At 76.8% G+C, this 12392-nt stretch carries 13 protein-coding genes; 7 read left to right on the top strand and 6 right to left on the bottom strand.

Annotated features, from left to right (window positions below):
* The first annotated feature begins 3 nt into the window (after positions 1-3).
* A complete protein-coding gene (sigJ, locus tag PH190_RS07630) occupies positions 4-870 on the top strand; it encodes an RNA polymerase sigma factor SigJ (protein WP_274230900.1) in 867 nt (288 codons plus the stop codon).
* Here the strand turns inward: sigJ and PH190_RS07625 are convergent.
* The gene (locus PH190_RS07625; RefSeq protein ID WP_274230899.1) at positions 860-1429 is read right to left on the bottom strand and encodes a carboxymuconolactone decarboxylase family protein; all 570 of its coding nucleotides are present in this window, start codon (positions 1427-1429) and stop codon (positions 860-862) included. The genes sigJ and PH190_RS07625 overlap by 11 nt on opposite strands.
* Before the next feature lie 69 nt (positions 1430-1498).
* Here PH190_RS07625 and PH190_RS07620 point away from each other — a divergent pair, with 69 nt between their 5' ends.
* The 3 genes from PH190_RS07620 (at position 1499) to PH190_RS07610 (ending at position 4430) form a co-directional block, all read left to right on the top strand.
* Positions 1499-2656, top strand: a complete 1158-nt coding sequence (locus PH190_RS07620) for an acyl-CoA dehydrogenase family protein (RefSeq protein ID WP_274230898.1) — start codon at positions 1499-1501, stop codon at positions 2654-2656.
* Positions 2657-2752: 96 nt separating this feature from the next.
* A complete protein-coding gene (locus tag PH190_RS07615; protein WP_274230897.1) occupies positions 2753-3934 on the top strand; it encodes an acetyl-CoA hydrolase/transferase C-terminal domain-containing protein in 1182 nt (393 codons plus the stop codon).
* Between the two features lie 109 nt (positions 3935-4043).
* Positions 4044-4430 carry a hypothetical protein gene (locus PH190_RS07610; RefSeq protein WP_274230896.1) on the top strand — a complete coding sequence of 129 codons (387 nt, stop codon included), beginning with the start codon at positions 4044-4046 and terminating at the stop codon, positions 4428-4430.
* On the opposite strand, the gene PH190_RS07605 is transcribed toward PH190_RS07610, so the two are convergent.
* Positions 4431-4712 carry a metal-sensitive transcriptional regulator gene (locus PH190_RS07605; protein ID WP_274230895.1) on the bottom strand — a complete coding sequence of 94 codons (282 nt, stop codon included), beginning with the start codon at positions 4710-4712 and terminating at the stop codon, positions 4431-4433. It lies immediately after the preceding gene.
* 30 nt (positions 4713-4742) lie between these two features.
* A complete protein-coding gene (locus tag PH190_RS07600) occupies positions 4743-6014 on the bottom strand; it encodes a serine hydrolase (protein ID WP_274230894.1) in 1272 nt (423 codons plus the stop codon).
* A 544-nt stretch (positions 6015-6558) separates the two neighbouring features.
* Between PH190_RS07600 and PH190_RS30745 the strand changes: the two genes are divergently transcribed.
* Positions 6559-7020 (top strand): heavy-metal-associated domain-containing protein, encoded by a 462-nt coding sequence (locus PH190_RS30745; RefSeq protein WP_420791597.1) that lies wholly within the window; start codon positions 6559-6561, stop codon positions 7018-7020.
* A 120-nt stretch (positions 7021-7140) separates the two neighbouring features.
* On the top strand, positions 7141-8169 hold the full coding sequence (locus PH190_RS07590) for an aminotransferase class V-fold PLP-dependent enzyme (protein ID WP_274230893.1): 1029 nt from the start codon (positions 7141-7143) through the stop codon (positions 8167-8169).
* Here PH190_RS07590 and PH190_RS07585 read toward each other — a convergent pair.
* Entirely contained in the window at positions 8166-9626 is a 1461-nt protein-coding gene (locus PH190_RS07585) for an MFS transporter (protein WP_420791609.1), read from the bottom strand. The genes PH190_RS07590 and PH190_RS07585 overlap by 4 nt on opposite strands.
* Positions 9627-9689: 63 nt before the next feature.
* The gene (locus PH190_RS07580) at positions 9690-10694 is read right to left on the bottom strand and encodes a hypothetical protein (protein ID WP_274230891.1); all 1005 of its coding nucleotides are present in this window, start codon (positions 10692-10694) and stop codon (positions 9690-9692) included.
* A 136-nt stretch (positions 10695-10830) separates the two neighbouring features.
* On the opposite strand from PH190_RS07580, the gene PH190_RS07575 reads away from it, so the two are divergent.
* On the top strand, positions 10831-11565 hold the full coding sequence (locus PH190_RS07575; protein WP_274230890.1) for a M50 family metallopeptidase: 735 nt from the start codon (positions 10831-10833) through the stop codon (positions 11563-11565).
* A gap of 16 nt (positions 11566-11581) precedes the next feature.
* Here the strand turns inward: PH190_RS07575 and PH190_RS07570 are convergent, their stop codons facing one another.
* Positions 11582-12388: a (2Fe-2S)-binding protein gene (locus PH190_RS07570; protein WP_274230889.1), complete on the bottom strand. Its 807-nt coding sequence runs from the start codon at positions 12386-12388 to the stop codon at positions 11582-11584.
* Between the last annotated feature and the right edge of the window lie 4 nt (positions 12389-12392).

Genomic DNA, 12392 nt, shown 5'->3' with positions numbered 1-12392 from the left:
GCCGTGGACGTCGTCGAGGAGCACCGCCCCCACCTGCTCGCCGTCGCCTACCGGCTGACCGGCTCGCGTGCGGACGCCGAGGACGCGGTGCAGGACGCGTGGCTGCGCTGGGACCGGCTCGGCGCCGACGGCCAGGGCGCCGTGCGCGACGTGCGGGCGTGGCTCGCGACGACGGTGTCGCGGCTGTGCCTCGACCGGGTGCGCTCGGCCCCGGCGCGCCGCGAGCGCTACGTGGGACCGTGGCTGCCCGAGCCGCTGGTGACGACGGGCCCGGACGACGTGTTCGACGCCGTCGCCGCCCGCGAGGACGTCCGGATGGCCGCGCTGCTCGTGCTCGAGCACCTCTCCCCCGACCAGCGGGTGGCGTTCGTCCTGCACGACGGCGCCGGGGTGGGCTTCGACGACGTCGCCGACGTGCTCGGCTGCACGACCACCACCGCCCGCCAGCACGCCTCGCGGGCCCGCCGCGCGGTGGCCGCGGCCACCGCGGCGGGCGCGCTCCCCGACCCGGTCCCCGCCGCCGAGCAGCGCCGGGTGCTCGACGCGTTCCTCGCGGCCCTGGCCGAGGGCGACGTCCCGGCGCTGGTCGCCGTGCTGCACCCGGACGCCGAGCTGCGCACCGACGGCGGCGGGATCGTCAAGGCCGCCCGCCGGGTGGTCCGCGGCGCCGACCGGGTCGCGCGGCTGCTCGTCGCGCTCGCGGAGGAGACCGGGCCGGAGCTGCTCGCGGCCGTCCGCCCGGTGACGGTGAACGGCGAGGTCGGGATGCTGCTGCCCGCCTCGCCGCCGATGGTCGGGGTCCTCACCGTCGCCGACGGGCGGGCGGTCGGGGTGCACGTCGTGATGACCCCCGAGAAGCTCAGGGCCTGACGGGGACCTCGCAGGAGTCGGCGAACCCCTGCGCGCGCAGGCCGAGGGCGGCGTTCTCCCGGGCGCGCTGGTTCTCGACGGCCACGAGGTGGGTCAGCTCGACGAGGCCCGCGTGGCCCAGCCGGGCGTCGAGGTCGGCGACCTGGGCGTCGGTGACCCGCGGCGGCTGGGCCGTCATCGCGTCGGCGTAGGCGAGGACGGCGCGCTCGTCGGCGTCGAACCGCGGGTCGTCGGGGGCGCCGTCGGCGGCGGCGCGGCGCAGGTGGTCGGCGTCGAGGCCCTCGCGGATCCAGAGCATCTCGCCGAAGTCGACGCACCACGCGCAGCCGACCTGCGTCGCGGTGCGGTACACGGCGAGCTCGCGCAGGCGGGACGGCAGGACCGTCGCGACCTTCTCGGTGAGCGACTCGGCGACCGCCGCCGTCCAGAACAGGCCCGGGTGGTGACGCAGCGCGGCGAAGGGCTCGGGCACGTCGCCGAAGCGGCGGCGCGCGAACGCGTAGGCCAGGCGGCCGAGGACGCCGGCGTCGCGGGGGCCGACGAGGGGGATGCGGGCCATGGGGACTCCTGTCGTGGGCTGGTGCTCCCGAGGACGGCGCAGCCCCGCGGAACGTGACACCGTGAGCGCATGGAGGCCTCCGACTTCGCCGACGTCCTGACCTCGGTCCGCGAGTTCGTCCGCGAGCAGGTGGTGCCGCGCGAGGACGAGATCGAGGCGGCCGACGAGGTCCCGGAGAAGCTGCGCGAGCAGTGCAAGGCCATGGGCCTCTACGGCTTCGCCATCCCCGAGGAGTACGGGGGCATCGGGCTGTCGATGGCCGAGGAGGTCGAGCTCGCCATGGAGCTCGGCTGGACGACGCCCTCGCTGCGCTCGCTGTTCGGCACCAACAACGGCATCGCGGGCCAGGTCCTGCTCACCGGCGGCACCGCCGAGCAGAAGACCGAGTGGCTGCCGCGCCTGGCGACCGGCGAGGTCGTCGCGAGCTTCGCGCTCACCGAGCCCGACGCCGGCTCCGACCCGTCGTCGCTGACCACGAAGGCGGTGCGCGACGGCGACGAGTTCGTCATCACCGGGGCCAAGCGCTGGATCACCAACGCCCCGGTCGCCGACGTGCTCATGGTCTTCGCGCGCACCGATCCGGACGCTCCGCCCGCGAAAGGCATCTCGACGTTCCTCGTGCCGACGTCGGCGGCCGGGGTCTCGTTCTCGGAGCACGACGCGAAGATGGGCCAGCGCGGGTCGTGGACCTGCGAGGTCTACCTCGACGACGTGCGGGTGCCGGCGTCGCACCTCGTCGGCGGCGAGGAGGGCCTGCACCGCGGCTTCGTCACCGCCATGCGCTGCCTCGCGCACGGGCGGCTGCACATCGCGGCGCTGTGCACGGGGATGTCGGCGCGCCTGGTCGAGGAGATGCGCCTGTTCGCCACCGAGCGCGAGCAGGGCGGGCACAAGATCGCGGCCTACCAGCTCGTGCAGGGGCTCGTGGCCGACTCGGTCACCGACTGGCACGCCGGGCGCGCGCTGGTCCGCGAGGCCGCGCGGGCCTACGACGACGGCTCGGACACCACGATGGGCCCGTCGACGGCGAAGTACTTCTGCTCCGAGGCGGTCGGGCGGATCGCCGACCGGGCGGTGCAGGTCCACGGCGGCTCGGGCTACATGCGCGGGGTGCCGGTCGAGCGCTTCTACCGCGACGCGCGCCTGTTCCGGATCTACGAGGGCACGAGCCAGATCCAGCAGGTGATCATCGCCCGGGGCCTGCTCGGCCCGGCCGCGCGCGGCTGACCCAGAGCAGCGAGGGTCACCCCCGCTGCCTCCCACGCAGCGAGGGTGACCCTCGCTCCCCCTTCCGCCCGCTTCCCCTGGAAGGATGCGGAGATCATGGCGCTCGACGGCCGCATCCTCGCGGGACTCGTCCGGCCCGGTGCGCGCATCGCGCTGGCCGACGGCACGGGCAGCCCGCGCGCCGCGTACCCGCTGCTCTCCGAGCTGGCCCGCGAGCGCGGCGACCTGCGCCTGGTCACCGGCTGGCTGCCCGGCGCGCCCGACGGGCTCGACCTCGAGGCGTTCGCCGACGCCCGCACCGTCATGCCCGGCTGGGGCCTGCGCAAGGCCGTCGACGCCGGGCACGTGCGGGCGGTGCCGGCGCGCCTGTCGGCGGTGCCGGCGCTGGTCGCGGGCCCGCTGCGCCCCGACCTCCTCGTGGTGGCCGCCGTCCCCGGCCCGGTGGGCCCGGTGCTCGGCGCCGAGGTGGGCTGGGTCCGCGCGGTGATCGACCTCGGCGTCCCGCTCGCCGTCGTGCTCGACCGGGGGCTGCCTCGGGCCGCGTCCGGGCCGCCCCTGCCCGACGCCCAGGTCTTCGTACTCGGCGAGGTCGACGACGGCCCGCACGTCGTCCCCTCCGGCGAGCCCAGCGCCGAGCACGCGGCGATCGGGCGCCACGTCGCGGGCCTGCTCACCGACGGGGTGCGCCTGCAGTGGGGTCCCGGCCAGCTCGGCGCCGCCGTCGTCGACGGGGTGCGGGAGGCCGGGGTGCGGGTGCGGACCGACTCGGGCCTGCTCGGCGACGGGGTCGTCGCCCTCGACGAGGCCGGGCTGCTGCTCGGCGAGCCGGTCGCCACCTACCTCGTCGGCACCGCCGCGCTCTACGGCTGGGCCGACGCCCGCGGGCGCGCCGGGCGCCCGGTGCTGCACCGCATCGAGCACACCCACGACCCGAGCCGGCTGTCTTCCGACCCGCCGCTCGTGGCCGTCAACACCGCGGTGGAGATCGACCTCGACGGTCAGGTCAACGTCGAGGGCACGGCGAATGCGCTGGTCGGGGGCATCGGCGGGCACCCTGACTACGCCGCCGCGGCGGCGCGCTCGCCCCGCGGGCTCTCGATCGTGGCGCTCGCGTCGCACCACCGCGGGCGCTCCACCCGCGTCCAGCGGCTGTCGCGTCCGGTGACCACGGGTGCGCACGACGTCGACGTCGTCGTCACCGAGCACGGGGTCGCGGACCTGCGCGGCCTCGACCGCGCCGAGCGCCGCCGGGCGCTCGACCCGCTGTTCCTCGGCTGACCGTCCTGCGGAGATCCGGCAGCCTCGGTGGCCGGGGGTGGGGCCGCCTAGGGTGGGCACGCCTGCCCGACCGCACGTGTTCACCCCGCCGACCCCCGGAGGACACCCCATGGCCGACGGCACCACCTCGCTGCCCGCCACCCGCGCCCACCTCGCGGCCGTGCCGGACGGGTCGGCGACCCGCACGCCTCCGCTGCCCTCGGAGACCGCGCCCGAGCCCGAGGAGGCGCCCGACCTGCTCGCCGCGCTGGACCGCGGGGACGAGGAGGCCGTGAAGCTCTGGGTCCGGGCCCACACGCCCGAGGCGTCGAGCCTGCTGCTCTACGGGCTCTACCTCGGCGCCGGGGTCGTCGGGCTGATCGAGTGGCCGTCGGTGCTCCTGGCGATGCTCACCCAGCTCGTCGTCGACCGCCGGTTCGGGGGCGTCGAGGCCCTCGCCGCCGAGCTCCGGGCCCGCATCGAGGGCACGGTCGGCACGGCGCCCGCCCGCCCCTGATCAGGAGCGCACGAGGCGGGCGATCGCCGCGGAGGCCTCCTGGACCTTCTCGGCCGCCTCCTCGTCGCTCGCCTTCGCGGCGTCGACGACGCAGCCGTTCATGTGCTCCTCGAGCAGCCCGAGCGCCACGTTCTGCAGCGCGCGCGTCGCCGCCGAGACCTGGGTGAGGACGTCGATGCAGTACTTGTCGTCCTCGATCATGCGGGCGATGCCGCGGACCTGCCCCTCGATCCGGCGCAGCCGCCGCAGGTGGTCGTCCTTGTGGTCCGCGTAGCCGTGCATGACCCTCCTCGCGCCGGGGTGTGCTCGAGGCTACCGGGCGTCGGGCACCGGTCCGAGCCGCTCGCGCACGGCGCCCGCGGCGGCGTTGACGACCTGGCGGGCCTGGTCGTAGCCCGGCGGCTGGCTGGTGAGCACGGCGACCATGTAGCGCCCGTCCACGACGCCCGCCGAGTGCACCTCGGCGCGCCCGGCGATGCAGCACATCCAGCCCTGCTTGACCGGGGTGCGGCCGTCGAGGAAGCCGAAGGCCTGGTCGAAGCCGTCGCCCGCGATCCGTACGGCCTGGCCCATCGAGCCCAGCATCAGGTCCCGGTCGGGCGGCGGCAGCTCGACCTGGATGTGCCGCAGGAGCTTGGCCATGTCGCGCGCCGAGGTCTGCACCTCGCCCCACTGCGACGTGTCCTCCGGGGGGCTCGTGTCCTCGAGACCGATCGCCTCGGTGACGCGGGTGATCGCGCCCGGTCCGTCGTACTGGGTCCACAGCGCGTTCATCGCCGGGTCGCTGCTGGAGCTCAGCGCGGCGTGCACGAGGCGCAGGTCGCGCGCCCCGAGGGTCATGTCGCCGTCGCGCTGGCGCTGCAGCATGTCGACGACAACGAAGAGCTTGGCGAGCGAGGCGGTGTCGAAGCGCTGGTCGCCGCTGGAGCCGGGGGCGAGCTCGCCGGTGGCGGTGTCGATGGCCGCGACGCCGACCGTGGCCCCGTTCTGCGCGCCGGCCTCCTCGCCCGCCGCGACGGCGGCGGCGAGGTCGACCCGCGGCGCGTCCGGGGCGATGGCGGGGCCGACGGTCTCGGTGGGCTCGGCGCCGCCGGGCAGCTCCTGCAGGAGGCGGTCGGCCGAGGCCAGCGGGTCGGCGGTGCCGGTCCAGACCGTGTCGAGGGTGATCATCGTGCCAGCGGCGAGGGCGCCGACCACCGCCGCGCCCAGCCCGCGCGTCAGGCCCCGGCGCCGGGGGGCGGGTGCGATCGTCGCGGCGGCCGTGGGGCGCGCCCTGGTCGTGCCGGTGCGCGGGCCGCCCGGCGCCCGGTGACCGCCGGTGACCGGGCGGTCGTCGGCGGGCGTGCGGCGGCGCTTCCCGGTGGTGCGCGGCGTGAGCGGGACGGGCAGCCCCGGCGCGGTCCCGGTGGCGCCGCGCGGTCGCGGGGTGTCCCGGGGCTCCGGGTCGGCCGGGCCTGCAGGTGCGGTCCGGGCCGGTGCGGGCCGGGCCAGCGCGGGCCGGGCCGGCGCTGCCGGCGCTGCGGCGTCGGGGCGCCCGTGACGGCCGGACGGGCTGGGGTCGACGCCGGCGGGCGGCGCACCCACGGGGGCCACGCCTCCCCCCGCGCCTCCCCCTGCGCCTCCCCCCGCGTGCCGTCCGCCGTGGCGCGGGCCGGCGGGCGGGGCGGGTACCGCCGCGACGGCCGCGGGCCCGGGAGCCCCGTGCCGCCCCGCGGACGGAGGCACGGACCGGAGCGCGGCGGGAGGCATGCCGGGCCCCGCGTCGGGGGCACCCGCCCGGCGTCGCGGCGGCGGCGCGACGTGCGTCGCGTGGGCCGTCGGGACGGGGTGCCGCCGGACGGGCGGCGGCGGTGTGAGCACGGAGACACCGGTGCCGGTCCCGTCCGCCCAGGGCTCCGCGGGCGCGGCGCGGTGGCGCGGTGGCGCGGCGACGGGCCCGCCGGAGCCGAGCGGACGGGGGTGTCCCGGTGGTCCGTCCGGCCCCGACCGCGGCGGCGGCCGGTGGGAGGTCACGAAACCATCACACCACCTCGCCCCGCGTGACCGACGACCACCCGCCCGATGCGGCCGCGCCGGTTCGACACCGATACCCCCCAGGGGTACCTGTCGCGTGAGAGGAGGGAGTCCGATGAGTGCACCGCCCGCCGCGCCGACGCCGCAGCACGTCGAGCTCGCGATCAGCGGTATGACGTGCGCCTCCTGCGCCGCCCGCATCGAACGACGGCTGACCAGGCTCGACGGCGTCCGGGCGAGCGTCAACTACGCCACGGCGACCGCGACGGTCGAGCACCCGGCGACGATGCCCGTCGACGACCTCGTGGCGACGGTCGAGGAGCTCGGCTACGGCGCCGCCCCGCCGGCCCCCCCCGCCGAGGACACCGACGCGGACACCGGGGACACCGACCCCGGCTTCGGTGGCGCCGGCATGCCGGGCATGACCCACCCGCTCTCGCTCGCCGCCGCCGGCGGGCCGGACACGATCTACCTCGAGGTCGCGGCCGGGGTGACGACGTGCGTCTTCGTCGTCGGCAACAGCCTGCGCCTCCGGCGCTTCACCCCGCGGGGAGCACGACGGCGTGGGCCGGCGTGACGTCCCCTGGTCGGCGGCCGCCCGGGCCACCGCCCCGTCGCGGGCCGTCGCGTCCGTCGTCAGCCGGGGTCGCGGGCACGCCGTCGCGCGCGCCCACCACCGACGCCTAATCTGAAGATCGTGCGAGATGCGTTCGGCACGACCTTCGACGTCGACGGTGTCTACCTCAACACCCCGTCCATCGGGCTCCCCCCGCAGCCGGTGGTCGCCGCGGTGAGCGACGCGGTCGTGGCCTGGGGCCGGGCCGAGACCTCGGCCCCGCAGTTCGACGCGCCGGTCGCGACGGCGCGGGGCGCGTTCGCGCAGCTCGTGGGCGTGCCGGCGTCGTCGGTGGTGCTCGGCACCGCGGTCTCGGGGCTGCTCGGGCTCGTCGCCGCCTCGCTGCCGCCGGGCGCCCGGGTGCTCACCGCCGACCGCGAGTTCACCAGCGTCACGTTCCCGTTCGTCGCCGCCGGCCACGAGGTGGTGGAGCTGCCCCTCGACGAGCTGCCCGAGCGCACCCGCGCGGCCGACGTCGTGGCGGTCAGCGTCGTCGCGTCGGCAGACGGGGCGGTGGTCGACCTCGACGCCCTGCGCGCCGAGGTCGGGCCCGACACGCTCGTCGTCCTCGACGCCACCCAGTCGCTCGGCTGGCTGCCCGCCGACCTGTCGTGGGCCGACGTCGTCGTCGCCGGCGGCTACAAGTGGCTGCTCTCGCCCCGCGGCGCGGCGTGGATGGCGCTCTCGGACCGCCTCGCCGAGCGGGTCGCCCCCGTCCAGTCCGGCTGGTACGCCGGCGGGTGGGACGCGATCTACGGGCTGCCGCTGCGCCTGCACCCCGACGCCCGCCGCTTCGACCTCTCGCCGGTGTGGCTCGCCCAGGTCGGCGCCGCGGTCGCCCTGCCCTGGCTCGCGTCGCTCGACGCCGCCGCGGTGCGCGAGCACGCGGTCGGCCTCGCCAACCGCGTCCGCACGGGCCTCGACCTGCCGCCCGCCGAGTCGGCGATCGTCTCCGTGCGCCACCCCGGTGCCCCCGACCGGCTCGGTCGCGCCGGCGTGCGCTGCGCGGTCCGGGGCGGGGCTGCGCGGCTGGGCTTCCACCTGCACAACACCGAGGACGACGCCGACGCGGTGGTCGAGGCGGTCCGGGCCTCCTCGTCGTCCGGCTAGTCGTCCAGGTCGCGCGGGTACTGCTGCGGCGCGGCGATGCCGCAGTGCGGGCAGTCCTCGGTGCGGAAGCGGGTCGGGGGCGGCTCGGCCGTGCGCCGGGGCCGCAGCAGCACCGCCGAGAGCACCGCGCCCGCGGCGAGCAGTCCCGCGGCGATCACCATCGCGTTCGCGAAGCCCGCGGCGAAGGCGGGCGGGTCGGTGTAGTCCTGGCCCGAGATGCCGGCGACGGCGGGGATGAAGGCGACGGCGAGCAGTCCCGCCGCGCGGGCGATGGCGTTGTTGACCCCCGACGCGATGCCGACGTGGCGGTCGTCGGCGGCGTCGAGGACGGTCGCGGTGAGCGGGGCGACGGTGCCCGCGAGCCCGAGGCCGAAGAGCACCACGGGGGGCAGCACGTCGGTCAGGTACGACGCGTCGGGGCCGATGCCGCGCAGCCACAGCATCCCGGCGGCCGCGAGCAGGAGCCCGATCGTCATCGGCCAGCGCGGCCCGATGCGCTGGGCGAGGCGCCCGGACCGCGCCGAGAGCACCAACATGATCACGGTGATCGGCAGCGTCGCCGTGCCGGCCGCGAGCGGGCTGAACCCGGCCACGACCTGCAGCTGGAGGACGACGAGCAGGAAGTTCACGCCCAGCGCCCCGTAGACGAGCAGCGTGATGATGTTGGTCCCGGTGAACCGGGCGTTGGCGAACAGCTCGCCGGGCACGAGCGGCGCCCGCGACCGGCGCTCGACGAGCACGAACGCGATGAGCGCGAGCACCCCGACCGCGCCGGCGATGATCGCGGACACCGCCGAGCCGCCCTCGCCCGCAGCCGTGAGCGCCCAGGTCAGGGCCCCGAGACCGGCGACGGCGAGGACCGTGCCGGGGATGTCGAGGTGCTGGACGGCCTGCGGGTCGCGCGACTCGGGCACGTGGCGCACCGCCACCGCCACCACGACGGCGGCCAGCGGGAGGTTGATGAGGAAGACCGCCCGCCAGGTCCACTCGACGAGCCAGCCGCCGAGGAACGGGCCCACGGCGCCCGCCACGCCGCCCAGGCCCGACCACGCCCCGATCGCCGCCGCGCGGTCCTCGCCGTGGAACGACGCCGAGATCAGCGCGAGGCTGCCGGGCGTCAGCAGCGCGCCGCCGACCCCTTGCAGCGCGCGCCCGGCGATGAGGAACTCGATCGAGGGCGCGAGCCCGCACAGCGCGGAGGCCACCGCGAACCACACGACGCCGATGAGGAAGACCTTGCGGCGGCCGAACCGGTCCCCCAGCGAGCCGCCCAGCAGGATCAGGCCCGCGAGGGTGAGCGTGTAGCCGTTCACGGTCCACTGCAGGGCCGCGAAGCTCGCGTCGAACTCGGAGCCGATGCGCTCCAGAGCGATGTTGACCACCGTCGAGTCGAGCATCGCGAGCCCGGACCCCAGCACCGTCGTCAGCAGGATCCAGCGGCCCCGGGCGGTGCCCATGCGGATGATCTCAGCGCCGGGGGTGGACCCCGCGGTCTCCGTCACGCGATCAGCATGACCGCCTCACCGGTACGTGACGAGGTCCGGGGGCGGGGACAGGGCGAGCGTCTCGGCCGGCGAGAGCACCGGGGTGTCCTCGTCGTAGAAGAGCCCGAACCCAGGGTGGAGCTGCTGCGGGCGCTGGAGCTGCGCGTACTTCTCCCGTTTGGTCTCCGGCGCCCCGAACCCGTCGATGTGCTGCACCACCGCGAGGCCCTCCGGCGTCGCCAGCCGTTCCGGCTCGGTGATCATCGAGGCGGTGACCTGGTGCAGGACGAACAGCTTCTCGGGCAGCCGCTCGTCCCGGACGATCCCGGCCAGCCACTCGGCGACGGCGTTGACCTCCGCCGCGGCCACCCCGCCGACGACCTCGCCCGGCACCTCGCCCGGGTCCATCCGCCACTCCGGGTCGAGCGCCAGACCGACGTCGGGCTCGCGCAGCAGGGGCTCCCAGACGCGGCTCGCCGTGAGGAAGTTGTCCCGGCCCGGCTGCACGTCGAGGACCAGGAGCTGGCGGTGGGCCCGCGCGGCGTCGAGGTAGGTGCGCGCCTCGTCGAGGGTGATGTCGGTGGCGTGGTCGCCGTCGGGGCCCGGCGCGTCGTTCGCGACCGTGGCGATCAGCTCCATCGCCGGCAGGACCGTGCGGCCCGGGGTGGCGAACGCGGCGGCGGCCTCCTCGAGCCGCTTCCCGGCCTGATCGGGGCTGCCCTCCCCCAGGACGCCGAGCGCGTCGGTGCCCGCCGTGCCGTAGAAGGCGACGACCCGGTGTCGGGGGAAGATCGTCGTCCCGCCGCGGGGCAGCTCGGGGACGGGGGGCGGGACGGCGGCGGCGACGGCGGCGGGCACCGAGGCGGGCACGACCGGCGGCGGCGGGCCCGCCACGCGGGGCTCGCCGCTGGCCGGGGCGGCACCACCGGTGATCGCGAGGGCCAGGGCGGCCAGGACGGCGAGGGCGACGAGGACGGGGCTGGGCAGGACAGGGCTGGGCAGGACAGGGCTGGCCAGGGCAGGACGGCGAGCGCGCGGCACGGAGGTCCCCCGACGATCGTGACCGATGGCGGACGAGAGCGTCCTCGAGTGACGCTAGGTGCCGCTGTGACGGGAGGCGATCCGCCGAGGAGGCGGACCCGTGATCGCCGGCGGTCGGCGCTACCGTGCACCCATCGTGACGACCGGCCCCGCGACCGCCCTCGAGCTCCCCTTCGACGGCCTCGACCAGCTCAGCACCGGGCAGACGCAGGCCACCCTGGTGATCCTCGGTGGTCTCGTCGCCCTGCTCGTCGTCGGCGTGCACGGCACGTGGCGGCTCGCGCGCAACGTCGTGACGATCGCCCACGAGGGCGGTCACGCCCTGGTCGCCATCTGCTCCGGACGGACCCTGACCAAGATCCTGCTGCACTCCGACACGTCCGGGGTGACGGTGTCGAAGGGGCGGCGCGACGGCCCGGGGATGGTCGCGACCGCCGCCGCCGGGTACGCCACCCCGCCGCTGCTCGGGGTGGCCGCGGCCGCGCTCGTGGCGGCCGACGCGATCTCCGGGATGCTCGTGATCGCGGTGATCCTGCTGCTCGCGACACTGATCCTCATCCGCAACGCCTACGGCGTGCTCTCGGTGGTGCTCACCGGGGCGGTGTTCGTCGTGGTCGCCGCGTACGGCTCGGCGAACGTGCAGTACGGGTTCGCGTGCTTCGTGACGTGGTTCCTCATCGTCGGCGGCCTGCGCACGGTGCTCGAGGTGCAGCGCAAGCGCTCGCGGCGTCGCGCGCCCGACTCCGACGCCGACCAGCTCGAGCGCCTCACCGGCGTCCCCGCCGGCATCTGGGTGGCCCTGTTCCTGCTGGTCGGCGTGTTCTCGCTGCTCGGCGCCGGGCGCCTCCTCGTGGTGTGGCCGCCCATCTGAGCCGCCGTCCGGTCTTCTACCGGCCCTGCAGCACGCAGTCGCCGCACATCCCGCCGCCGGGCACGCGGTAGTAGAGGCAGCAGGTCGTCCGGCGGAACCCCAGGCCGCTGGGGTGGCCGGGGTCGGGGACGAAGGCCCCGAGCCCCGCGAACGGCTCCCGGGCGAGCACGCCGCGCGCCAGGGCGAGCGCGGCGGCGTGCCGGTCCGGGCGGGCGCCGCCGAGGACCCGCACGGCCCCGCCCAGCGCGCCGGCGGCGTTGCCCCACAGCACCCGCGCCGACACCGACACCCGCGCGCGGATGCCCGCGACGAGCGGGGCGACGTGCTCGTCGGCCAGGGCGCGCGCGAGCAGCGCGGCCGTGGCGGGGTCGTCGGGCGCGCCGAGCTCGACCCCCGCGAGCCGCTCCGGGTCGACCCACAGCGGCACCGGCCCGCCGGGCCACGGCCGGGCGTGCAGCACGGTCGCCGGCGAGAGGTCGGGCAGCACGCCGGCCGCGGCGGCCGCGAGCAGGACCGACACCGACCGCGACGCCACCGACTGCGCCAGCAGCGACCCCGCGACCCGCCGGTCGGCGTCGAGCCCCTCGGCGACCTGGTCGAGGCGCTCCCCCACGGGGTCGGGGCCCTCGTCCGGCACCGCCAGGAGCTCGGCCAGCGGGCGCCACGACGGATCGGCGGACTCCTCGACCCGCGTCGAGATCGCGAAGAACCCGTCGACGGCGTCGACCTCCGCGAGAACCGTCCGGACCCGCTCGGGGTCGGCGTGCGGAGCAGCGCGGGAGCCGGTGACGTTGCCCTGTCCGTCGGTCGTCTCGCTGCTCACGAAC

Origin of the sequence: Actinomycetospora straminea (assembly GCF_028737255.1) — a bacterium.
GTDB classification, from domain to species: Bacteria; Actinomycetota; Actinomycetes; order Mycobacteriales; family Pseudonocardiaceae; genus Actinomycetospora; species Actinomycetospora straminea.
The sequence above is the reverse complement of the archived record's forward strand: the minus strand, read 5'-3'. Positions and strand labels throughout refer to the sequence as shown.

Bases quoted from the DNA above. Each gene is read 5' to 3' on its own strand.
- PH190_RS07625 (WP_274230899.1), bottom strand. From the start codon at position 1,429: ATGGCCCGCATCCCCCTCGTCGGCCCCCGCGACGCCGGCGTCCTCGGC.
- PH190_RS07620 (WP_274230898.1), top strand. From the start codon at position 1,499: ATGGAGGCCTCCGACTTCGCCGACGTCCTGACCTCGGTCCGCGAGTTC.
- PH190_RS07615 (WP_274230897.1), top strand. From the start codon at position 2,753: ATGGCGCTCGACGGCCGCATCCTCGCGGGACTCGTCCGGCCCGGTGCG.
- PH190_RS07610 (WP_274230896.1), top strand. From the start codon at position 4,044: ATGGCCGACGGCACCACCTCGCTGCCCGCCACCCGCGCCCACCTCGCG.
- PH190_RS07605 (WP_274230895.1), bottom strand. From the start codon at position 4,712: ATGCACGGCTACGCGGACCACAAGGACGACCACCTGCGGCGGCTGCGC.
- PH190_RS30745 (WP_420791597.1), top strand. From the start codon at position 6,559: ATGAGTGCACCGCCCGCCGCGCCGACGCCGCAGCACGTCGAGCTCGCG.
- PH190_RS07585 (WP_420791609.1), bottom strand. From the start codon at position 9,626: ATGGGCACCGCCCGGGGCCGCTGGATCCTGCTGACGACGGTGCTGGGG.